The sequence below is a fragment of the Paenibacillus solani genome (genome assembly GCF_001277345.1).
Taxonomy (GTDB): Bacteria; Bacillota; Bacilli; order Paenibacillales; family Paenibacillaceae; genus Paenibacillus_AQ; species Paenibacillus_AQ solani.
Window position 1 is genome coordinate 443,891 of sequence record NZ_LIUT01000006.1, and the last position, 23,320, is coordinate 467,210.

General features: G+C 49.4%; 19 protein-coding genes and 1 pseudogene. 12 read left to right on the forward strand and 8 right to left on the reverse strand.

Annotated features, from left to right (window positions below; translation table 11 throughout):
* Positions 1-194 precede the first annotated feature (194 nt).
* The 5 genes from AM231_RS23320 to AM231_RS29285 all read left to right on the forward strand — a co-directional run bounded on the left by AM231_RS23320 (position 195) and on the right by AM231_RS29285 (position 5,231).
* A complete protein-coding gene (locus AM231_RS23320; RefSeq protein WP_242615289.1) occupies positions 195-1,916 on the forward strand; it encodes an ABC transporter ATP-binding protein in 1,722 nt (573 codons plus the stop codon).
* On the forward strand, positions 1,913-3,712 hold the full coding sequence (locus AM231_RS23325) for an ABC transporter ATP-binding protein (RefSeq protein ID WP_054404724.1): 1,800 nt from the start codon (positions 1,913-1,915) through the stop codon (positions 3,710-3,712). Before AM231_RS23320 ends, AM231_RS23325 begins: the two co-directional genes overlap by 4 nt.
* Before the next feature lie 141 nt (positions 3,713-3,853).
* The gene (locus AM231_RS23330) at positions 3,854-4,411 is read left to right on the forward strand and encodes a hypothetical protein (RefSeq protein ID WP_054404725.1); all 558 of its coding nucleotides are present in this window, start codon (positions 3,854-3,856) and stop codon (positions 4,409-4,411) included.
* 207 nt (positions 4,412-4,618) lie between these two features.
* Positions 4,619-4,906, forward strand: a complete 288-nt coding sequence (locus AM231_RS23335; protein ID WP_207383678.1) for a phage holin family protein — start codon at positions 4,619-4,621, stop codon at positions 4,904-4,906.
* 172 nt (positions 4,907-5,078) lie between these two features.
* Positions 5,079-5,231, forward strand: coding sequence for a hypothetical protein (locus tag AM231_RS29285; protein WP_165593463.1), 153 nt, complete (start codon positions 5,079-5,081; stop codon positions 5,229-5,231).
* Between the two features lie 49 nt (positions 5,232-5,280).
* Here the strand turns inward: AM231_RS29285 and AM231_RS23340 are convergent, their stop codons facing one another.
* Together AM231_RS23340 and AM231_RS23345 are read right to left on the reverse strand one after the other, a co-directional pair.
* Entirely contained in the window at positions 5,281-5,511 is a 231-nt protein-coding gene (locus tag AM231_RS23340) for a hypothetical protein (RefSeq protein ID WP_053490111.1), read from the reverse strand.
* Positions 5,508-6,083, reverse strand: coding sequence for a 5' nucleotidase, NT5C type (locus AM231_RS23345; RefSeq protein WP_054404727.1), 576 nt, complete (start codon positions 6,081-6,083; stop codon positions 5,508-5,510). Before AM231_RS23345 ends, AM231_RS23340 begins: the two co-directional genes overlap by 4 nt.
* Positions 6,084-6,425: 342 nt before the next feature.
* On the opposite strand from AM231_RS23345, the gene AM231_RS23350 reads away from it, so the two are divergent.
* Positions 6,426-8,102 carry a glycoside hydrolase family 13 protein gene (locus tag AM231_RS23350; RefSeq protein WP_054404728.1) on the forward strand — a complete coding sequence of 559 codons (1,677 nt, stop codon included), beginning with the start codon at positions 6,426-6,428 and terminating at the stop codon, positions 8,100-8,102.
* Between the two features lie 90 nt (positions 8,103-8,192).
* On the opposite strand, the gene AM231_RS23355 is transcribed toward AM231_RS23350, so the two are convergent.
* Together AM231_RS23355 and AM231_RS23360 are read right to left on the reverse strand one after the other, a co-directional pair.
* The gene (locus tag AM231_RS23355; protein ID WP_054404729.1) at positions 8,193-9,041 is read right to left on the reverse strand and encodes a DUF4179 domain-containing protein; all 849 of its coding nucleotides are present in this window, start codon (positions 9,039-9,041) and stop codon (positions 8,193-8,195) included.
* The gene (locus AM231_RS23360; RefSeq protein ID WP_054404730.1) at positions 9,038-9,556 is read right to left on the reverse strand and encodes a sigma-70 family RNA polymerase sigma factor; all 519 of its coding nucleotides are present in this window, start codon (positions 9,554-9,556) and stop codon (positions 9,038-9,040) included. Before AM231_RS23360 ends, AM231_RS23355 begins: the two co-directional genes overlap by 4 nt.
* Positions 9,557-9,778: 222 nt before the next feature.
* Between AM231_RS23360 and AM231_RS30285 the strand changes: the two genes are divergently transcribed.
* Positions 9,779-9,907 carry a hypothetical protein gene (locus AM231_RS30285; protein ID WP_278044649.1) on the forward strand — a complete coding sequence of 43 codons (129 nt, stop codon included), beginning with the start codon at positions 9,779-9,781 and terminating at the stop codon, positions 9,905-9,907.
* A gap of 146 nt (positions 9,908-10,053) precedes the next feature.
* Here the strand turns inward: AM231_RS30285 and AM231_RS30105 are convergent.
* From AM231_RS30105 to AM231_RS28405, 3 genes and pseudogenes are all read right to left on the reverse strand, one after another.
* The coding region (locus tag AM231_RS30105) for a transposase (RefSeq protein ID WP_242615290.1) at positions 10,054-10,540 on the reverse strand (487 nt) is incomplete at its 5' end.
* Between the two features lies 1 nt (position 10,541).
* A pseudogene (locus tag AM231_RS30110) lies at positions 10,542-11,098 on the reverse strand (transposase); the annotation flags it as partial.
* A gap of 350 nt (positions 11,099-11,448) precedes the next feature.
* Entirely contained in the window at positions 11,449-18,183 is a 6,735-nt protein-coding gene (locus tag AM231_RS28405) for a WIAG-tail domain (RefSeq protein WP_082341785.1), read from the reverse strand.
* Positions 18,184-18,831: 648 nt separating this feature from the next.
* Between AM231_RS28405 and AM231_RS23375 the strand changes: the two genes are divergently transcribed.
* The 5 genes from AM231_RS23375 (at position 18,832) to AM231_RS23395 (ending at position 22,411) form a co-directional block, all read left to right on the forward strand.
* Complete coding sequence (locus AM231_RS23375) at positions 18,832-20,337, forward strand: HD domain-containing phosphohydrolase (RefSeq protein WP_054404731.1); 1,506 nt, start codon at positions 18,832-18,834, stop codon at positions 20,335-20,337.
* Between the two features lie 284 nt (positions 20,338-20,621).
* The gene (locus AM231_RS23380; RefSeq protein WP_053490104.1) at positions 20,622-20,825 is read left to right on the forward strand and encodes a CsbD family protein; all 204 of its coding nucleotides are present in this window, start codon (positions 20,622-20,624) and stop codon (positions 20,823-20,825) included.
* 33 nt (positions 20,826-20,858) lie between these two features.
* Positions 20,859-21,134 carry a hypothetical protein gene (locus AM231_RS23385; RefSeq protein ID WP_054404732.1) on the forward strand — a complete coding sequence of 92 codons (276 nt, stop codon included), beginning with the start codon at positions 20,859-20,861 and terminating at the stop codon, positions 21,132-21,134.
* Between the two features lie 152 nt (positions 21,135-21,286).
* On the forward strand, positions 21,287-21,961 hold the full coding sequence (locus AM231_RS23390) for an NAD(P)H-binding protein (protein WP_053490102.1): 675 nt from the start codon (positions 21,287-21,289) through the stop codon (positions 21,959-21,961).
* Positions 21,962-22,030: 69 nt separating this feature from the next.
* A complete protein-coding gene (locus AM231_RS23395) occupies positions 22,031-22,411 on the forward strand; it encodes a RidA family protein (protein WP_054404733.1) in 381 nt (126 codons plus the stop codon).
* A gap of 116 nt (positions 22,412-22,527) precedes the next feature.
* Here AM231_RS23395 and AM231_RS23400 read toward each other — a convergent pair whose 3' ends face one another.
* Complete coding sequence (locus AM231_RS23400) at positions 22,528-23,292, reverse strand: tryptophan-rich sensory protein (RefSeq protein WP_054404734.1); 765 nt, start codon at positions 23,290-23,292, stop codon at positions 22,528-22,530.
* Positions 23,293-23,320: the final 28 nt, after the last annotated feature.

Below are 23,320 nucleotides of genomic sequence, written 5' to 3' on the forward strand. Positions count from 1 at the left end.
GGATACATTTATTTTGGAAGCGGATCATTCCCCCATCCATTATAATTATTCTTTACCTAGGCATGCCCCCGGCTTTCATGTAGACTGGTAATGATTTACTGCCGATATACCTTGAGTTATGGGGTTATAGGCAGTGCATATATACTTGCTTGCATATGGGGGTGGGCACAGTGCCCAAAAAAGAGAAAATTTCAATGACTTGGCTTCTGCGATATTTAAAACCGGTTAAAGGACGCCTCATCCTTCTTCTCGCCATGTTGTTAATATCAACAGGATTGCAGCTTCTGAACCCGCAGATTGTTAAACAGTTTATCGATACGGCAGCTGGCGGTGGTACCTTAGCAGCGCTGATCCAACTTGCAGGGATATTCCTGATCGTGGCGGTCTTCAACCAGCTGATTACCGTGGCTGTGAGCTATCTGGGCAACGATATTTCATGGCGTGCGACGAACCGTCTTCGCGGCGATCTACTGAAGCATTGCCTGCGGCTGGATATGAGATTTCATAATGTCAAAACGCCTGGCGAGATGATTGAGCGTGTAGACGGCGACGTGACAAATATATCGAATTTCTTCGCCATGTTCATCGTCCAGGTAATCGGCAGTTTCGTGTTGCTTGCCGGCATATTGGGATTTATGTTCACGGTGAATCTGCCTATCGCGATCGTCATGACGGTGTTTACGCTTCTGTCCATTCTGTTCATGGTGTTCATCCGGAATATGGGGGTGAACTCCTCCAAGAGTGAGCGGGAGGCCAGCGCCTCGCTGTTCGGATTGATTGAAGAACGCATCGCGGGCATTGAGGATGTGCAGGCGAACGGCAATGTGCCGTACGTGATGAACAGGTTTCACCGTTTGATGCGCAGCGTGTTTCTGAAAGGAAGAAAAGCCTGGATGCTCCGCGTGGTTCCCTGGAACACAACGGTGATTCTATTCGCTCTGGCGGTTACTGCCGTTCTGTTATTAGGGGTGCGTTATTATTTGATCAATGAAATCACATTAGGTACCTTATTCCTGATCTATCAATATACGCAGATGCTAAATGATCCGATTGAGATGCTGGGCGATCAGGTGCAGGAGTTTCAAAAAGCGAAATCTGGCATGCTGCGCTCAAGAGAGCTGTTGTCCAACAAGAGCGAGATCGTGGACGGAGAACAGGAAGTGCTGCCCTCGGGTGCGCTTGGTTTGGAGTTTGAGGGTGTTAACTTCAGTTATAACGAAGATAAACCAGTCTTAAAGGACATTAACTTCGAAGTGAATCCGGGAGAATGCCTTGGCATTATCGGACGTACAGGCAGCGGGAAATCAAGCCTCAGCCGTATTCTGCTTCGGCTGTATAACGTCGACAGCGGGGTTATTCGGGTCGGAGGAACGGATATTACGAAGCTGAAGCTGCCTGCGCTTTACCGCCGGGTGGCGATGGTAACACAGGATGTGCAGCTGTTTGATGGCTCGCTGCGTGATAATCTGACGCTGTTCGATGGCAGTGTACCGGATGAATTTATTCTGGAAACGACAGAGCGTCTCGGGCTTCGTCAATGGATCGATGCGCAGCCGGAAGGTCTCGATACGCATCTAGCGACAGGCGGAGCTTCGCTGTCGGCAGGGGAAGCGCAATTGTTTGCGTTAACCCGGGTATTTTTGACACAGCCTAGCCTCGTAATCCTGGATGAACCTTCGTCCCGTTTGGACGCCGCTACAGAAGCGATGCTGCAGGCAGCCGTGGATCAGCTGCTGAGCAGCTGTACGGGCATCATCATCGCGCATCGTCTGGCCACGCTTGAGCAGGTGGATAAGATTATGGTGCTGGGTGACGGGCGTATTCTGGAATTTGGCGCACGGGAAGCACTTGCGCAGGATCCAACATCACATTATGCCAGACTGCTGAGCACAGGCAGAGAGGAGGAGCTGGCATGACCATTACGAGTTTTATAGGGCGTCTGTTTCGATACAGGCCCTCCTTATTTTTGATCAACGGTTTGTTGTGGTGCATATTTCATTCCTTGCCGTTATTGATCGGACTTGGAATGCAGTGGTTTTTTGACCGGGCCACCGCCAATACTGCGGATTATGTATGGCTGGCGGTTCCTTTGATTTTTATTGCCGCTGTTAGGGTTGTCCGAGTAGGAACATTCTTTGCGGCCTTTTACCAATGGGTAACGTACATTTATCATATTGAGGCCATACTTCGCACGAATATGCTGGCGGGAATTATGCGCTGGCCAGGCCGGAATCTGCCAGCTTCTCCAGGGGAGGCGATGAGCCGCTTCCGCGATGACGTGAATGAAGTCGTAGAATACGTGGAATCCTGGGTGGATTTCTGGGGGCGCCTTGTTTTTGCGCTTGTATCTGTTGTCATCATGGCAAGCATTAACTGGAAAATCATGCTGGTAGCTGTGCTGCCACTCGTGGTGGTCACGTTCCTGAACAATCTGTCCGGCGACCGCGCGCGTCGTTACGGGCTGAAGAACCGTGAAGCCACAGGCCGCATTACCAGCTTTATCGCCGAAACGTTCGGTGCTGTTCAAGCCCTGAAGCTCGGGCAGGCGGAGGAGAATGTGTCGGCGCGTTTTACGAAGCTGAACGAAGACCGCCGTCAGGCAGCTCTGAAGGATAATCTGTTTAAACAATGGATGCGATCCTTGAACCAGCATGTATTGAGCATTTGTACGGGGCTGATTCTGTTGATGTGTGCAGCTGAAATGCAGGCAGGACATTTTACCGTCGGAGACTTTGCCTTGTTTACCACTTACCTGGCGAATATCGGTTTCAGCATTTCCCTGTTCGGCTACATGGTGTTCCAGCATAAGCGGCTGAAGGTTTCTTTTGACCGGATGCGTACTCTGTTCCGCCCAGGTGAAGAAGACCGGATTATCGAGACGCGAGAAACATACCTGAACGAAGAGCCGCCGGAATTGCCCATTATTCGCAGAGAACCGGGGGAGAAGCTCAGTGAGCTGGAAGTTAGAAATTTATCATATCAGTATCCGAATTCGGAGAATGGGATATCGGATATCAATCTCCGCCTGGAGCGCGGCCAGTTTCTTGTGGTGACCGGACGAATCGGGGCTGGAAAATCGACGCTCGTGCGATCCTTGCTGGGACTGCTGCCCAAACAGGAGGGTACGATCCGCTGGAACGGGGAAGAGGTTGATCCGGCTACCTTCCTGATGCCACCTCGTGCGGCTTATACCCCGCAGGTTCCAAGGCTGTTCAGCGATCCGTTAAGAGAGAATATCGTGCAAGGGAAGAAAGATCGTGCCGAGGAAGCACTGGAGCGGGCTGTTCGTCTGGCGGTTATGGAAAAGGACATTGAGAATCTTGACCAGGGGCTGGATACACTTGTCGGTCCAAGAGGCGTCATGCTGTCCGGTGGACAGATCCAGCGTGCAGCTACGGCGCGTATGCTGATGACCGGCGCGGATCTGTACATCTTCGATGATCTGTCCAGCGCACTGGACGTGGAGACGGAGCAGCTGGTATGGGAGGGGCTGTCCAAAGAACGTGACGTTACCTGCATTGCCGTATCGCATCGCAGGGCGGCCCTATCGAGAGCCGATCATATCATCGTTATGAAGGATGGCCGGATCGAAGCGGAGGGAAGCCTGTCTGAGCTTCTCGCCACAAGCCTAGAAATGCAACTGCTGTGGCAGGGCGAGCAGTCCGCTGTTGAAACTGAGGCACTAGAAGAAGCTGAGGTTAGCAAGGTATAAGCATCAAGTGTTATTTTGGAATTGGGGATGTTAGAACAGGATCTTTGAACAGGGCAGCTTCCACTCATGAGGAGGCTGCCCTGTTTTGTATAATGGAATTGAAATGTTTGGTCTTGTATCTGTTATATAAGGAGAGTTCTGATGAAAAATCGCAAGTTCTTGGTAACCTTCGGTCATAACTTGGACCATAGCAATTTGGATTATCTGGTGTCAGATCGACTGTCCCGGTATAAGGGTTGGATCCAGAAGGATTATTTCGATCCGGTACTGCACAAAGGCGCTGCTTTTATTCTAAACTATCAGATTATCGATACGAATGTTGCTAGAGTCTCGCAACGGTACTACTTGGACGACTACCACATAACGGAAGCCCAACTGCAAGGCTTCTTGTACTCATTGAACAAGCTGAAGGGTACGCACGTGTTGTGCAACCCAAGGAAGCAGGGACATCACTGGACCATCATCAACGAAATCGAGTACAGCTGTTATGCCTATCAGACATTGGATGGAAGGGATCTCCGTTTCTTAGAATACAATAATGACACCAGGGCGGATGCCGATATGAAGAAGGGGATACCTCGGGTATCCGAGCATCGGCACTACCTAACCATCCCATCGGACTGTGATCAGGAAGAGAAGGACCGGCGGTTGACTGATTGGATCACCGAAATCATTGAAGCGGGCAGGCAGCAGAACTAATCGCCAATGCCTTACTTGCGAAACCCAACGCGGATCCTCCCTAGGTACCCGCGATATCTGCTATTTCTGCTTATTGCCAAATCTTTCGTGAATGCCCATCTTTTCAGATTCTATCACCTCACTTGCAGTGAACAGGATATATGTACAAGCCGATTGATAGGATCAAAGAATAAAATGTAGAAGATGGTTGGAAAAGAGGGGAGCGCCATGGAATGGAATGTGATCTTTCAGTTGATCGAGCCGCAGCTGTTCATGGTCGTTGCTGCCTGCTGGGTGATCGGATACGTGTTGAAGCAAACGCCTAGGGTCCCGAATTGGAGCATTGTATACGTGGTGATGGTGATATCGATTTTGTTTACTACGGGCCTGACCCATTGGAGCGCAGAAACGATTATTCAAGGCATCCTCGCGGGCGCTTTTGCGGTGTTCGGGCATCAGGCCGTTAAACAAGCGGCAGAAGCAATTGCCGGCAGGAGAAATAAAGATGATGAATAAACCCAGATCAATTAGCTTCTAACCCGGAGTGTGAGTATAAAAGCTGGAGCGAGCAAGAAATAACGCAGAAAACGAGCTCTGAGTTTGGGACCTATAAAGGCAGAATCTGCAACGAACCATCAATTTGAAGCGTATTAAGCAATAACGAGCACGGTTTTAGGAGGGGAAAACGATGAATGAGTTTTACGTGGGATGGGGAACGCTCGCATTAATTAATGCAGGGCTGGCCCAAGGAAAAAATAGAACAGGCCTAAACTGGTTTCTGCTTTCATTGTTGTTAGGACCCATTGCAACATTGCTGCTTGTCCTGTCAGCCAAAAGGTAAACAAAATCATACAGGCCGCCTCCCTGCAAAGGAAGCGGCCTGATACATCTTACATACGCTGGAACATCGCGGTGTCACGGCTGTAATGGGTTAGATATCCTGTTTCTTTGTTACGGATGCGGACGACTTCCGGTGTGTAGCATTCAATGTAACCTCGCTCAATCTCCACATATACACTGGCAGGGTCCTCCTCCCATACGGAAACCAGCGTTTCCGATAAGGCTGCAGCGAAAAAGTGAACATCTTGCGATAGGTACCGGCTATTGCGGTCTATATTCATTTTATTTCCCCTTGATGATTAGAATCGGATAAGATGCGGTTAACTAAGTTGTTCATTCCTTCCCAGGAATCCTTCAAAATAAATTCATGTTGAATATGAGCGTTCCACGGACGCGGAATCAGAATGGTTTGTTTTCCCGCTTTTCTGGCGGCAATCGCATTATGGGGACCGTCGTCAATAAGAAGATCAAACTCTACTAAGTCCTTGCGTTTGGCCACAAAAAAATTCTCGAAAGGAATAAACGGCATATGCTTCTGCAGCCATCTCCATTTCTCAGGCACTGAGGAAGGACGAGCCGCAGTCACAACAATGACGTCATAATCATGCGTCATTCTATGAATTTCGTCAATCGTATATTCATCAAATAGTTCGAGTTCTTCATATAAACCCGGCTTTCCAAAGAAAAACTCCTCCGAGCATTCGGGGTGCCAAATTTGATGTAAGTTGTAGTCGGTAATCTGATCCAAGGTAAGCTGAGGATTTTTGAACTGTAAATTATGATAGTGAATGGCCTTGGGAATGAGATGGCAGATTGTATCATCCATATCAATGGCGACTATTTTTTTGCTCATATCGTTATTACTCTCCTGTTATCATGAAATCTGAAATCCATGTTTCCGTAATTGAGTAGTGGACAGGATGCTTATGGACTAACTGAACTTCGAAGAGGGTGAATGATATTCACTCCCCGCACATCATTAACTTAGTATAGCATTAATATGGACAACAACGACCCTTATATTTCCCTGTCTCAGGAATGTTGAATTATAGCTTCACGCACCATAGGGGTGCTTTTTTCATGAAATCAAGGACACTGGATGTGAAAATGGATAAATAAGCTTATAGAGACGCTTCAAGGGCAATACTGTATGTTGCAACCTGAAGCAATTATAGATAAACGGGGTGGTAGGACGATGCAGAGAAAATGGTGGAAAGAAGCTGTCGCGTATGAGATTTATCCGCGTAGTTTCATGGATTCGAACGGAGATGGGATTGGAGATCTGCCAGGGATCATTTCCCGTCTAGATTATTTAAAGGATCTCGGAGTAGACATCATATGGGTATGCCCTATCTATAGATCATCCAATAGCGATAATGGTTACGACATCAGCGACTACCAGGACATTATGACGGAATTCGGTTCAATGGCTGATTTCGATCAGCTGCTCGCTGAAATCCATAAGCGCGGCATGCGGCTAATTATGGATCTGGTCCTCAATCACACTTCGGACGAGCATCCGTGGTTTATTGAGTCCCGATCCTCTCGTAACGATCCGAAGCGGGATTATTACATCTGGCGGGATGCAAAGGACGGGGCAGAGCCGAACAATTGGGAATCGGTGTTTACGGGCTCCGCTTGGGAATATGATGAGCACACGGATCAGTACTATCTCCACTTGTATTCCAAGAAGCAGCCTGATTTAAATATGGAGAATCCGGCCGTTAGGGAAGATCTGGTCAGGATGATACGTTGGTGGCTGGATAAAGGAATCGACGGTTTTCGGGTAGACGCCATCACTCATATTAAGAAGTTACCAGGTTTGCCGGATATGCCGAATCCCAATCATCTCCGCTATGTCGACTCTAATCCGGGTCATCGAAATATTGAGGGGATTCACGAATTTCTTCAACAGTTTAAACGGGAAGCGTTCGCGGATTATGACATCGTGACAGTTGGGGAAGCGAGCGGCATTCCGATAAGTGAAGCGGACCGCTGGATCGGGGAAGAAAACGGGTCCCTTAATATGATTTTTCAATTTGAGCATGTCAATCTCGATTTCGGCCTTGAAGGGCGCTGGGATTACGCTGCCTGGGACTTGGCCGAGCTGAAGCGAATTATGGATAAGTGGCAGAGCGGCCTGGAAGGCGTGGGCTGGAATGCTCTTTATATGGAGAATCACGATCAACCGCGCTCTGTGTCTCGTTTTGGTGATCCGGTTCGCTACCATAAGGAATCGTCCAAGATGCTGGCAACTTTTTTTATGCTGATGCAGGGAACGCCGTTTATATATCAGGGACAGGAAATCGGGATGACGAATGTCGAGTTTGCAGAGCTGAGCGACTATAAGGATGTGGAAATCTACAATTATTACCGGGAACGACTGTTGGACGGGAAGGACGTATCTGAGACGATGCGCAGAATTGCTTACCGGGCAAGGGATAACGCCAGAACGCCGATGCAGTGGGATGATACGCTCTATGGAGGCTTCTCAACCGTTGTGCCGTGGATCCGCTGCAATCTGAATTATCAAGAGATTAACGTGGCTCAGCAATTAGACGACCCCAATTCCATTCTGAATTACTATAAAGCGTTGATTCGTCTGCGAAAATCCAGTGAGGTGCTGGTCTATGGTAAATACGAGGCGGTGCTTCTGGAGCACCCGGAAATTTTCGCTTATTCCAGGTCATTGGGGGACGAGGTGTATCTGATCGTGTTGAATTTTTACTGCAAGACGCCTGAATTTCAATTTCCGGCAGAATGGAGAGACCGCCATCCGGAAGTGGTGCTCTCCAATTACGAGCGTTCGGACCGGGGTTTCGATCAGTTTGCTTTACAGCCGTATGAAGCGATCGTTTATCGTATAATGTGATGGACGCATCCGCTATTTACGTGTAATTCATTTCATAAAAAGGCATAACTCCAACACTAGTCGGAGTTATGCCTTTTGTCGTAATCCAGTTTAATCTGGGCGTTCATTGCTCATCCAGCTATCGATGCGCAGATCATTCCCGTAGCTCTCGCGAGCCGAAATTTCGCCAAGCTTCTGCTCGGCTTCCTCGCGGGCATCGAACCCGCCGATGACTGCAATAAAATTGCCACTGGCCGTTTTAATGAAAGTCACGTCATCTTCCATATAAATCTCCTCAAGAATAGCAAGGGATTCTCCTTGCGGCATGGCTTCACTGCGGATATAAAAGACCTCGTGCGGGGTTACTTGCTCGCCGCTCGAAGTGAGCTTCAGCTCAATATAGCCAGGGTCTTTATATTCAGATACCGTATGCTTTACGCCATCCTTCAGTTCAACGACAAAGCGCATGGCTGAGTCGTCCAGAATCACATTTTCATAGACATCCTTCACCAGTGGAAGTGCAAGCATGTCTTTCTTGATGGTTTCATAATCGAAGTTTCGGACCCCGTTAAATGTGAATATCAGGCGGTTTGGAGCATCGCGATGATCTACGGTATAGGCCGGGACACTGGAAACGGATTCGCCTTGCTGGTCAAAATGAATTTTAAGCACATCTTCTGAAGCCTCAGTGCCTACTGTAACGCCATCGGTCCGCTCGCCTCCACTTCCGAACTGTAGTACCTGAACAATGCTGCCCACCACGGGGACTTTGGCTAAGGCGTTTGCCACCGTTGGGATATTAACCACGAGTAGCAGGGCAATGGCAGCTGCAACAACGGAAGAATATCTCGTAAAGCGCATGGATCGTTTGCGGGCGGCCGCCTTTTTCTGCGCAGCATCTATAACACCGGTTAACTGGGCGGGGATTTCAATGTGTTCGTAGCGTTCTTTTCCTGTCATAGGCTATCGACCTCTCCCTCGATTAAATAAGATTTCAATTTTCCGATAATGCGATAATACTTGGTCTTGACGGTGTTCTCGGACAATGACAGCATATTCGCCATTTCCCGGAAGCGCAGGTCCTCAAAAAACTTCAAAATGATGTAGGTTTTCTCCTCCGGCGGCAGTCTGTCCAGCGCATCGTACAGATCCATTTTCTCCTCCAGCGGGACCGCATGCTCTGCAGCCGCGTAGTCCTGGGTCTGGTCTTCCATATAGGTAAACCGTTTCTTGCGACCGAGATGGTCGATAGCAGCGTTAATGACGATGCGGGTCATCCAGGAATCAAAATACTGCGGCGCGTTCATCCGCTCATAAGCGAGGTATCCCTTATAGGTCGCTTCAGAGACGATGTCCAGTGCCTCCTGCTCGTTTTTGACATAGCAATAGGCTACTCGGTATAGCTTGTTTTTGCATTTCTCTATATTTTCGCTGAACTGTTGTTGCTTCGATTCTTTCGCTCTCAGTTCACTCACTCCTAACTACTAGCGCTAGTATTTTTATATCATGGCACGAATTCGTTTTGATCTATTCCTTGTTTGGTTGGATCATGCTCAAGTACTTGAGTGCGCTTGACTGATCATTAGACCGTGGAGCGGGCCAAATAGTTTTAGCCTGGGATAAAAAATGGGCGAATGGGGAGATTTATCATTATAATGCGTGGAAAAATATACCGATATTAACAGAAGTCTTTAAAAGTGTTACTGGCCACGTATATCATTGCAGCTGCGGTGTTGTTCATCTCGGGCTGTTACGCTGCAATCATACGAACGAGATGGCCGGAGGCAGGAGAGAGCGAAACACTGGGGGAGGGACGGGCGGTTTAATTGGGCATATATGAAGTCTGCCCGATGGTAATGACGTCATCGAGACCCGGGGAATTCCAAGGCATATAGGCAGGGCGGCATTTTTTATAAAAAGACGAGCTTAACGCTCGACTTTTCTAAAGTGACTAGGTATGAAAAATGGGGGGCTACCCCCGTTTTTCTAGGCGATCCAGGTGGATCGCTATCTTCTTCATGTTCTGCACGGCTGCTGTCATCAAAGCTTGCTCCCTGACGTTTTGCAGTCCGCGCAAACGGCAATAGCGAAACCCATGGAGCTCTTTGGCATCCGCGAAGCTTCGCTCAATCGTTTCTTTTCGTTTTCGGTAGAGATATTTCCCGGATCGACTCAACCGGTTGCCTCGCACCCATTCTTTGCTGTCCTCCCAGACGTGACGGGTTACCACCTTTCGGTGGTTGCGAGACCGCGTACATTCGTTTAATAACGCGCAGTTCTTGCAGTGCTGCGGATCCGAAGCATACTGCCGGTATCCCTCTCGGTTGGTCGTCTTGTATGGTAATTCGTGCTTTGCCGGACAGACATAAAGATTGCGCTCTGCATCATACGTGAACTTCCATTTTGGGAATAAACCTTGGGTCGGATGGAATCTTCGGTGAGCAATAACAGCAAAAATGNTGTGCATTCCGGTCGGCCTCGACGGCGGTATTAAGTTCACTCACATAATCACGGGTGTTTTGTAAAACCTGTTCCTTAGTGTACTTATGCTTATTCGCATTCGCTTTGACGTGGGTGGAATCGGTAACTAAAACACGTCCGCCTACCATACGGTGCTGAATAGCTTGAAGCACAATCTCATCGAAAATCTCCTGGAGAATCTCTGTGTCTTTAAAGCGAGTCCGACGATTCCAACTAATCGTTGAATGGTCAGGCACTTTGTCGGTTAGCCCTAACCCCAAAAACCAGCGGTAGGCAAGATTGGTCTGAATTTCACGTTCGAGTTGACGTTCGGAACGGATGCCGTAAAAATAACCGAGGAATATCATCTTAAATAACACGACAGGGTCAATCGCAGGCCGCCCATTATCAGCACAGTAAAGTGGACGAACCTTTTCGTCGATGAAAGAGAAATCGATATACTTGTCCACTTTACGGAGAAGATGATCTTGAGGAACCAATTCTTCAATCGAAACAAACTCATAAGCCTGCTGTTTTTCCCGGTTAGAACGCAGCATAGTTAACACCCTTCCGAACGGTTTATTTACTTATATTATACAACATTAACGCGGTGCCGTGTTGAATTAAATGCACAAAAAATAGCTGCCGAGACTTTCTCGACAGCCTGAGACGAGCTTAACGCTCGTCTTTTTTGCATACTGCAAGACTCCAGTTATGAACAGGGTTTCTCCGCATCTTGATGCAAGGCTTCATCTCTGAGCCGCGTCGTTCTCAATCAACGCCCCTTTTCCTGTGGAAACAGAGGCTGGCTGAGCATAAGAATCATTATAATGACGATGGACGAATCACGTGAAGCGGCTCTCTCCTTATCACGATGGGAGAGAGCCGCTTTGGATTAATATTTTGGTTACAGTGAAGGGCCCAGGGCAATCCAGGACATGAATCCGTAAGAAAGGTTGCAATTAGGCTGGCGGAACACTTCCAGAACTGCTGCATCCTCACGCTGGGATTTCAGAGAAATCTGGAAGCCAGGGTTGTTGCTCATCCCTACGATAACATAGTTAATACCGGCAAAAGGTTCATCGAATAGGACGGTCACCTCAGTTTGCGTGTCGGCCCCTGTCAATATAAATGGGGTCATTCCGAATTGCTGAAGTTTCGGCTTGCCATTTGAGCTGCGCACCGGCGTGAAGGCCAGATGTTGTGCAGTGACTGCTCCTTCAGCCAATTGCTGGCCGGTAACAGCACCGTCGGAAATATGAACGCTAGTGACAGCCGAGTTGCCTAATTTAATGCCGTCAATGCTGCCGTCAGCGAGTGTAAAGGTATCAAAATCGTCCGGTCTGAGATGCCTTCTCTCGATGGTTCCCTCGGCGATTTGGCTTCCTGTTACTGAACCATCGGCCAGGGTAAAGTTGTCAAAGGCGTCCGGACCGAGGTGCTGACTCTCAATGGAGCACTCGGCAATCTGGGAGCCGTTCAACGAGCCATCGGCAATGTTCGCGCCGGTGATTGTACCGTCAGCGATTTGGCTTCCTGTAACAGAACCCTCGGCCAAGGTGAAATTATCAAAAGCGTCCGGTGCGAGATGCTTGCTCTCAATGGAGCCTTCAGCAATCTGCGAACCGTTCAACGATCCCTCGGCCACGTTCGAGCCAGTGATAGTTCCGTCAGCGATTTGGCTTCCAGTTACTGATCCATCGGCGAGAGTGAAGTTATTGAAGGCGTCGGGTCCGAGGTGCCGGCTTTCAATGGAGCCCTCGGCTAAAGTGAAGTTATCAAAAGCGTCCGGTGCGAGATGCTTGCTCTCGATGGAACCCTCAGCAATCTGCACTCCGTTCAATGACCCATCGACCACGTTCGCTCCAGTGATGGTGCCCTCAGCGATTTGGCTTCCCGTTACTGATCCCTCGGCCAGAGTGAAGTTATTGAAGGCGTCGGGTCCGAGGTGCCGGCTCTCGATAGAGCCCTCGGCTAAAGTGAAGTTATCAAAAGCGTCCGATGCGAGATGCTTGCTCTCGATGGAACCCTCAGCAATCTGCACTCCGTTCAATGACCCATCGGCCACGTTCGCGCCGGTGATAGTGCCTTCAGCGATTTGGCTTCCAGTTACTGATCCCTCGGCCAGAGTGAAGTTATTGAAGACGTCCGGTCCAAGATGCCGGCTTTCAATGGAGCCCTCGGCAATCTGAGAGCCGTTTAACGAACTGTCGGCCACGTTCGCGCCGGTGATGGTACCTTGGGCGATCTGGCTTCCCGTTACTGATCCCTCGGTGAGAGTGAAGTTATTGAAGGCATCCGGTCCAAGATGCCGGCTCTCAATGGAGCCCTCGGCAATCTGCGAACCGTTCAATGACCCGTCGGCCACGTTCGTTCCAGTGATAGTGCCTTCAGCGATTTGGCTTCCAGTTACTGATCCCTCGGCCAGAGTGAAGTTATTGAAGACGTCCGGTCCAAGATGCCGGCTTTCAATGGAGCCCTCGGCAATCTGAGAGCCGTTTAACGAACTGTCGGCCACGTTCGCGCCGGTGATGGTACCTTGGGCGATCTGGCTTCCCGTTACTGATCCCTCGGTGAGAGTGAAGTTATTGAAGGCATCCGGTCCAAGATGCCAGCTCTCAATGGAGCCCTCGGCAATCTGCGAACCGTTCAATGACCCGTCGGCCACGTTCGTTCCAGTGATAGTGCCTTCAGCAATTTGGCTTCCCGTAACAGAGCCCTCAGCGAGTGTGAAGTTATTGAAAGCGTCGGGTCCGAGGTGCCGGCTCTCGATAGATCCTTCGGCCACGTTCGCGCCAGTGATGGTGCCTTCAGCGATTTGGCTACCCGTTACAGAGCCCTCAGCCAGAGTGAAGTTATTGAAGGCATCGGGTCCGAGGTGCTTGCTCTCAATGGAGCCCTCGGCAATCTGCGCCCCGTTCAACGATCCCTCGGCCACGTTCGCTCCAGTGATGGTGCCCTCAGCGATTTGGCTTCCCGTAACAGAGCCCTCTTCTAAGGTGAAGTTGTCAAAAGCATTCGGTGCAAGGTGCTTGCTCTCAATGGAGCCCTCCGCAATCTGTTCCCCGTTCAGGGAGCCGTCGGCCACGTTCACGCCAGTGATGGTGTCCTCAGCGATCTGGCTTCCGGTAACAGAACCCTCGGTCAAGGTGAAGTTATCCAAGGCATCTGGTCCAAGGTGTTTACTCTCGATGGAGCCTTCAGCAATTTTCGCCCCGTTCAGTGAGCCGTCAGCCACGTTCGTACCGGTGATAGTACCTTCAGCGATTTGGCTTCCGGTAACAGAACCCTCGTCTAAGGTAAAGTTATCAAAAGCGTTGGGTCCGAGGTGCTTGCTCTCAATGGAGCTCTCGGCAATCTTCGCTCCGTTCAGTGAGCCGTCAGCCACGTTCGCACCGGTGATCGTGCCCTCAGCGATTTGGCCCCCGGTAACAGAACCCTCAGCGAGAGTGAAGTTGTCAAAAGCGTCCGGCCCAAGGTGTTTGCTCTCAATAGAGCCCTCCGCAATCTGCGCTCCGTTCAACGATCCCTCGGCCACGTTCGCTCCAGTGATGGTGCCCTCAGCGATTTGGCTTCCCGTTACTGATCCCTCGGCGAGAGTGAAGTTATTAAAAGCGTCAGATGCGAGATGCCGGCTCTCGATGGAGCCTTCGGCAATCTGCTCTCCGTTCAAGGAGCTGTCGGCTACATTTGCGCCGGTGATGGTTCCCTTAGCGATTTGTCTTCCGGATACAGATCCGCCGGCCAGAGTAAAGTTATCGAAAGCATCAGGTGCAAGATGCTTGCTTTCAATGGAGCCCTCGGCAATCTGCGTCCCGTTCAAGGAGCCGTCGGCTACGTTTGCGCCTGTGATGGTGCCTTCAGCGATTTGACTTCCCGTAACAGAACCCTCGTCTAAGGTGAAGTTATCAAAAGCATCCGGTGCAAGGTGCTTGCTTTCAATGGAGCCTTCGGCAATCTGGGCACCGTTTAGGGAGCCATCGGCTACGTTCGCGCCGGTGATGGTTCCCTTGGCGATTTGTCTTCCGGATACTGATCCGGCGGCCAGGATGAAGTTTTCAAAAGCGTCGGGTCCGAGGTGGCAGCTTCCGATGGAGCCCTCTGCAATATGGGAACCATTCAAAGACCCGTCGGCCACGTTCGCGCCGGTGATAGCACCCTTGGCGATTTGACTTCCGTTTACAGAGTCCTCAGCGAGAGTAAAGTTATCAAAAGCGCCCGGTGCGAGATGTTTGCTCTCGATGGAGCCTTCGGCAATCTGCGCCCCGTTTAGGGACCCATCAGCCACGTTCGCGCTGGTGATAGTACCTTCAGCGATCTGGCTTCCACTTACAGAGCCCTCAGTGAGAGTAAAGTTATCAAAAGCGTCGGGTCCGAGGTGGCGGCTTTCAATGGAGCCCTCGGCAATCTGCGAACCATTCAAAGAACCTGCCGCAATGTTCGCTCCCGTGATGGTTTCCTTGGCGATTTGGCTTCCCGTAACAGAACCATTAGCCAGGTTGAAGTTATCAAAGGCGTCGGGTCCTAGATGCTTACTCTCGATAGAGCTCTCGGCAATCTTGGAGCCGTTCAAAGAACCCGCCGCAATGTTCGAACCGGTGATCGTTCCATAGGCAATTTTAGCTCCCGTAACCCCATTATCCTGAATAAGCTCCGTTGTAATCGCGCCAGCTTCAATATGCTTCGTGCTGATGCTGTGCGTCTGCAAGTGATGGGGGAGAACGGCGCCCTCTGCCAGTTGCCTTGATTTCACAGACCCGGGTTGCAATTGATCACCCCCGACACTATCCGGCTGCAAGTGGACATGGCCGACAGACTGATCCGCCAGATGGGCCATGTTGACGGAGTAAGGTGCGAGATGGTGACTCTGAATAGAGAATAACTCTATATGCTTGGATGCCACAGCCCCTTCGCTGAGATGGTCACCATGGATCGATTCTCCGGCAATATGCTGGGAGAGAACGATACCGTCTACAAGGTGTGATGATTCAATGCTTTCGTTCTGGATATGCTGTGCGCTGACCGAGCCTGGCGCTATATGCCGATCGGTTACGGCAACATTCTCAATATGCCGGGATTGGACCGCCTCATCGCCAAGATTTTCCGATAGGACGCTCGCTTCTTGGAGATGCACTGCCGAGATGGAGAGCGGTTTGATTTTTTCTCCGCTAACGGCGTTTGTTTTCAATGCCGTCCCCGATACGGATGAAGGCGTGAGGTGATCTTCCGTAATCGATTGCGATTCAAGCTTCGCTCCTGGAATGCTCCCGTCGGCAAACAGCATGTCGGCTGAACGGCTTTCGTCAGCCAGATGGTTAAGCGTAATCGATTTCTTTTTCAAATGATAGCCGTGGATCGCTTCCTGTGTGATATGTTTGCCCAAGATGGACTCCAATCCGAGATGTACTCCCTCCACCGCCTGCTGGGCAATTTTGTCTGAGGTGACGGCTCCATTCTGAAGGGCTTCCTTGGCCACGGAATGGGCTGACAGGTGGGAGGAACGGATGGATTGGGATGCTATTTTGTCACCAGTAATGCTGCCCTCGGCAAGTTTGGACGACGTAACGGAAAGATCCACCAGCTTGTCGGTCGACACGCTTTCCGGTGACAGTTTCAGGGACGTTACAGCATGGTCTGCCAGATGCCGAGGTGCAATGACCCCTTCGCCGATAGACGATTCGATAATGCTGCCTTCGGCAATTTTGTCGCTCGTTACTGCTCCGCGTCCGAGCGCTTCTGTCCCTACGCTCTCGGTCTGCAAATGGCAGCTGGCAACCGAGCCGTTGGTTAAATGCGATGATTGGATCGCTCCATCTTGTAAGGCATGTGCTCCGACGCTGTCCGCGGCCAGATGCTGCTGCAGAATCGATTGGCTCGCGATATTGCTGGATGTTACGCCACTCTGCCTAATGATGCTGCCGCCAACCGAGCCCAACGCCAGCTTGCTGCTCGTTACACTTTCGGGTGCGAGCTGTTCTTCTCCGACCGACTCTCGTTGGAGATGCTGTCTCGCGATGGAACGGTCGGCCATGTGCTGCTCTCCAATCGCTCTGGAATGGATTGCCGCCCCGAGTACGCTTTCCGGAGCAAAGTGCTGCGGCAGAATGCTGCCAATTGCGATATGTTTTGCTTTCACTGCATCTTGAGAGAGATGCCGGGCTTGAACAGCCTCCGAAGCGATTTGGGATGATTCTACGGACCCTTTAGCCAGATGACGCGTTTGTACGGCTTCATTGGCAATCTTACTCGGGAGAACACTCTGATCTGCGATTTTTGATGCAGTAACAGCCTGCTCGACCAGCTTTGCCGTATGGACCGATTGATCGGCAAGTTTAGAGCTCGTTATACTGGAATCGCTTAAGTGACGGGTGGACACGGCACTGACGTCAATCTGATCGGGACCGATAGAACCAGGCTGTATCTGATCAGGCCCTATTGCACCGTCTTCCAAATGACGGGCTCCCAGCGATCCATTTTGAATATGGTCGGCTCCAATGCCTCTAACAGCAACTTGGTCGGGGCCGATGCTTCCCTTGGCAATATGCTCCGATGTCACCGCCATGCTGACGAGATGGTCGCTGTTAATGGATTTTTGCTGTATATGGGAGCCATCTACGGCGCTATCCGCAATTTTGTTTCCGGTGATAGCGCCATCGCGAATTTTTGATGACGTGACGGCATTGTCGGCAAGCTTGGAAGTGTGAATCGCCTCATTGGAAATATGCCGGGTTTCTACGGCGCTTGATGCAATTTTTTCTCCAATGACAGATTGGTCGTCCAGCAGCTCCGTCGATACGAGCAGCTGCTCGAGATGCCGTGCTGTAATAGCTCCGTCGGCAATTTTCTTCCCTTCAACGGCATGGTCCGCCAGCTTTTGGGTGGTTATGCTGCCATCCTTGATTTTGCTTGCGTTGACCGAGCCGTCCCTGAATTTGCGCGTCGATAAGATTCCATCCATGAGATGCTCGCCCGTGACTGACAATGGAGCAATTTTACTTGAGGTCACTGCTTCGTCTGCAAGATGAAGGCTGGAAACGCTATAGTCTTGCAGTGCTTCGGGACCGACCGCTCCACGAGCAAGCTTGGAAGTCGTAACCGACTTGGAGGCGATCCGGTTCTCGGTTATGGCATATTCACCTATGTCCTCTGTAAATATAAATGCTCCCTTAATTTCGGGCATTTCCTTTTCAAGAATCAACTGCTCCGGCTCGATTTCCGTGTTCGGCAGGGAAGGAGGATCGGAAGATAGCGTCAAATGGTCAGAAGACAATGGAGGGGAGTCAGAAGCGGCGATGAGAGAGTCAGGAACTGCTGGAGTGGAGTCGGAAGTTTCTGTGAAGGTGTCAGATACTGCAGCATCCTCTGTTTGTATAGCAAAAGTTTCGCCATATATTATAGGATCGGTGACTTCTTCGGTTTTTTTCTGCCTTAATTCAATAATGCCAATGAGATCCTCTTCCGGATCAGCAAGAGGTAATGTTGAAAGAATATGGGCTTCTTTTTCTGTTTCTGTTGATTTTTCTATTTCGGTACTGCGTCCTTTACCACGCATCAAAATATCGAGTTCTCTGGTACTGGGGTCGACCCTGAATGGGGAGTTAGAAGAGGCTGAAGTGGATGAGTTCTTTTTCTTTTTTTTCAAGACTGCACGCTCCTTCCGAATACTGATCGTCTCCGGTATCATATGCAGGTCGTTAGGCGACCGTCACTGGTCTTTTGTTATTGAGAGCCAGAACAGGAGCTTAATATATGGAAAAAGGACCTGGCACTGGCCAAGTCCTTCATAGAGCGCGAAAAGCGCATATAAAATTTAACCCCTGACAGCCCATGAGGCTACAGTTGGTTCCAATTTGAAGTTTCTTTTAAGAATCTTTGCTTCCAAAACGACAAAAGCCCTGCCTCTCTTCCGTCCTTGCGGCTCCGATGACCGCTCCAGTGTGAATCAGAAAACCATTCCATAAAACTCTTACTCTAGGGTCATAAAATAGGAATTTGCACTTCAACAGAGATGTTAATAGCTATGTTTCGAGGAACTAACGGGGTTAAACTTCATGTAACAATAAAATATTATATCATAAAAATCTTATATTAGCAAAGGCATTCAAATGAATACTGAAATGTTGCCTAAAAGAGCTTGATTTTTTTTGGAAATCCAACGATATTCATATTAACAGTTTTTTCTTGAATAGGGTGTTGATCAACTCTTAAATCTGTTACATCATGTCGAATACGTATGGAATCACACAGGTTTTGCGGGTGTTTATTATCTGTAAATGAAAGTAGGCGTTCCATGCAACTGTATAAGTCATTTCTTAAACAGCTGATCCGGAACTACATGATCGGGTCCATGGCAGCTGTGCTTGTTGTGGGTGGCGTATTGATGGTGACGACCCTGGATATTTCTTTTGAGGAAGGCGTACGTCTTATGGTCATATTGGCCATATCGTTCATGGTAATGATTGCCTCGGAGCTGATCGTCTTTCTGCGGCATCTACGACCGATTCATGCAGGCTTCGACGAAACCAATATTAGTTTGGATACACTTGAAAAAGCCTATTTGAGTATACATCGTATGCCGCGTCTGGCGGTATATCGTATATTCGGACCCCATTTATTAGGCTTGTCTATTCCAGCCATTCTACTCACCATTTGGATGATGGAGCAGGGGAAATTAAGTTTTCCGCCATTTTATATTTGGCTGGCTTCGCTTGGGGCGGTTTTGCTTGCCAGCTGTCATGCCATGATTGAATTTTTTCTGACTATAGCAGCAGTACGTCCGCTGATCAAGGAGATTCGGCGGCAGGCGTTGTCGCGATATGGTGTGGATTTTTCCCTTGAGGGTCACGTGTTTATGGCCATTCGAACGAAGTTTCTGCTGAGTACGATGCTGATCGGCACCTTCCCGTTGTTCTTGTTCAGTTTGGCTGTCCAGATCCGATTAGAGGGTCTAAGTCAGATCGTAGCTCAGCAGTACTGGGGCTGGGCCGGGTTTATATTGCTGCTTGGTGTCGGATTTGCTTATGTTGGCGCCTTGCTCTTAACGCAGGATCTCCAGCGGCCGATCCGGCAGCTGTACCGGGCGATGAATGAGATTAAGGAAGGACGTTTGATTCAGACATCCAATCTGTATTCCGACGAATTCTCCACATTGATCGCAGGCTTTAATATGATGGTGCGCGGATTGCAAATGCGGGAAGAGCGGAATCGCAAGCTGCTCGACAGTTATTTTGCTGCCTTGGCAGCGGCACTGGATGCGAGGGACCCCTACACGGCAGGACATTCACTTCGAGTGGCGGAATATGCCGTTTTAATCGGCCGACTGGCAGGACTAAATGAAGAGCAAGTCGATCTATTGCACAAGACGGCATTGCTGCATGATATCGGCAAGATTGGAGTTCGGGATAATATTCTGTTGAAGGAAGGGAAACTCACGGCAGAGGAATTCGATCTGGTGAAAGCCCATCCGGCGCAAGGAGAGAACATCCTGCTTCAGATCGAGCCTGCTGATGCTATGGCCCCTTATTTGGAGGGAGTACGCTCACATCATGAGCGTTATGACGGTGGAGGATATCCTGACGGCTTGAAAGGGAAGGAAATTCCTTTGTTCGGTCGTATTATTGCTGTGGCTGATGCTTATGATGCCATGACGTCAGACCGGCCTTACCGCAGTGGAATGAAATCCGTGGATGCATTGAATATACTTGAGGCCGGCAGGGGAACCCAGTGGGACCCCGATTATGCGGGGATGTTCGTCAATTATATGAAAAGGGACAAGAAGGCCCTTTCGATCCGCTAGTACAGACTTGGCTGGTCATGATTGCTACATAGCTCGAAGTGTTTTGTGGATAAAGTTAGAGAGGCTGCCTACCTTTGATGGTAGACGGCCTCTTTTTTGGTATAGGGAAGGATACTTGATTTTAGCCGTCCCTTTCTATGAAACATGTCAACTGGCCGTGCTCAAGATAGAAAACATCAAGGTTGGCAGGGATTGTCAGGATTCAGGGAAACGCCCGAGGGGTAAACACAAGTACAGGCATTTAACAATTCATCATTTCATTTTACTATGAGGAGCTGATATTTATGGATAGCAACGTATTTAAAGGTAAATGGGAGCAGATGAAGGGCGAAGCGAAGAAGCAATGGGGTAAGCTGACAGATGATGACCTCGATGTTATTTCCGGAGAAAAGGATAAATTGGTAGGAAAGCTGCAGGAGCGCTATGGACATACAAAAGATGACGCAGAGCGCGAATATACGAATTGGAGTTCAAGATTTCGTGACTAATCTATAAGGACAATGAGGGAGGCAGAACGAATCATGTTGGAATCCCGGGTTGTGACCGGTAAAGTATTCGATATTCGTGACGGCAAGGTGTTTACCTTACACGGAGATATGGTCAGCACCTATCATTTGGGATACTATGAGTTGACCCATGAGGAAGTTCTCCCAATCACCGATAGTCAGCGGGTGACAGCATCCTCTGAGGGTCTTATGGCGGGGGACACTGGCAAATCCTCCGGCTGGCTCCGCAGGGAATGGAAACCGTTGATAAACCTTATATTTTCATGGAAAAAGAGTGCAAATCGAGCCTGATTTGCACTCTTTTTTTTGGCTTTGAAACCCCTGGAAAGCTGCTGCGAATCAGCACAAGAATATCTTTTCAAACGTGATATTGACTTGAGTCCCATGGGGTGTAGAATGAGTTCAAAAGGAAAATTTTGATTGATTGAACAGGAGGGGATGTGGTGGGAATGGTTGCACTCGTAGTCGGGGCTACGGGGCTTGTAGGGCGTTTAGTGACCGCTGAGCTTCTGGATCGTGATGAGATAGAAGAGGTTCGTGTTCTTGTGCGAAGACTACCGGATGTCACACATCCTAAACTGAAGCCCATCCTCGTGAATTGGGAAGAGCTCGACCAATACAGCGACGCTTTTGCCAGAGTACACAGTGTGTATTGCTGTTTGGGAACAACGATAAAGAAGGCTGGTTCTCAGCAGCAGTTCCGTAAAGTTGACGTAGATTATGTAATGAAGACAGCGGAACTGGCGAAGCAGCATGGAGTAAGACAATTTCTGTCGGTAAGCTCTGTAGGTGCTAACTCAAAGGTGCGTAATTTCTATCTTCGAACCAAGGGAGAGGTTGAAGAAAGATTGGCCGGAAGCGGGTTTTGGGGGCTGCATGTATTCAGGCCGTCATTACTGCTGGGAGAGAGACCCGAGCAGCGGTTTGGAGAGCGGGCTGCGTCCATTTTGATGACCTCGTTAGACTTTGCTTTCAAGGGAGTAAAGCTGGCTCCGTATCGGGCTGTTCCTGCCCTAAAGGTGGCCAAGTCCATGGTGAATATCGGGCTGGCTGATATGAAGGGCTATCATGTTTACACGAACGAAGTTATTCATGTGCTAGGTGATGCAGCAGATTGAATTTGCCAGAGTCCCCCACGGCAGATTACAATGTACACATATAGGAATACATAGAAAGGGTGACTCATGATGAGTAAAAATATCATATCAACAAAGAAAGCCCCAGGAGCTATTGGACCCTACAGCCAGGCTGTAGAAATTAATGGGTTTGTATATACTTCAGGCCAGCTGGGACTCAATCCGGAAACAGGACAATTCGGCGAGGGTGTTCAAGAGCAAGCAAAGCTTTCGCTCAGCAACGTGAAAGCGATCCTGGAAGCGGCTGGCACAAGCCTGGATCAAGTGGTGAAAACCACGGTATTCCTGAAGGATATGAATGATTTCGTCGCAGTAAACGAAATTTACGGCGATTTTTTCTCTGAGCCTTATCCTGCAAGAAGTGCCGTTGAGGTTGCCCGTTTACCAAAGGACGGTTTGGTTGAAATTGAGGTCATCGCTGTTAAGAACTAAACGAGAAGCCAGCTTTATAGCAAGAGCTTTGCCGATATCGGCAAAGCTCTTGTTTGTTTCGGGGAAGTAAAAGCGATACTCGACTTATAAGTAGGGGGAGAGAATCCTCAATAGGTCTAATATCTGGAGCTTCTCCGATTGCGTGTGAAGAAGAGCCATATAGCATATACCAGCAGGATGATCGAGATCACAAAGGCAGGCATTAAAATACTGTCAGTCTCCCGATGCTCGGCCGCAATAGCCACATAGGCCCAAGTGAAGACCAGGGGGACGATGCTGTCACGGTACCGCAGACTGATAAGCAAGGCAAGCAAGGCACCGATGCAGAGCAGCACGACCCCTATTGTGGTTTCGTCCATCCCAAAGGGATTCCAGCCATTCTTTTGAAGCACGATTGCGACATTGACGATAAAGGCAGGACTCACCCAGCCAATATAGAGGCTGAATGGAAGCTTCAGCAGCCATTTTTCACCTGTCGTCGGGTAGCTTATCGCTTGTGTGCGCGCGTGTGAAATCCAAAGCGTTACCAGCAGTAACAACATGGCAATGACGGACCATTCAATATACAAATAGTGCCATAACACAAGCCAGGTCATGTTAAATATGCAGCTCAGTATAAACCATGGTCCGATGGCTCGAACGGAATCCTGGCTGCCGGTATCACGTCGCAGCTGGTAGATAACGAATAGAAGCAGCATTACATAGATAAGCGACCATATGGAAAAGGCATAGCCTGCTGGGGTGATCGGCGTATAATACATATCGGATATTTCCCCGGTCGTTCTACCTCCAAGCGGTAGAGCCATCGATAATACATTCACGGTAATTACGCCGGCGAAGAACAAAAGATTCCACCAGCGATACGTGTTGGTACGATACATACAATCTCCTCCTGATAACAGTCTGGGA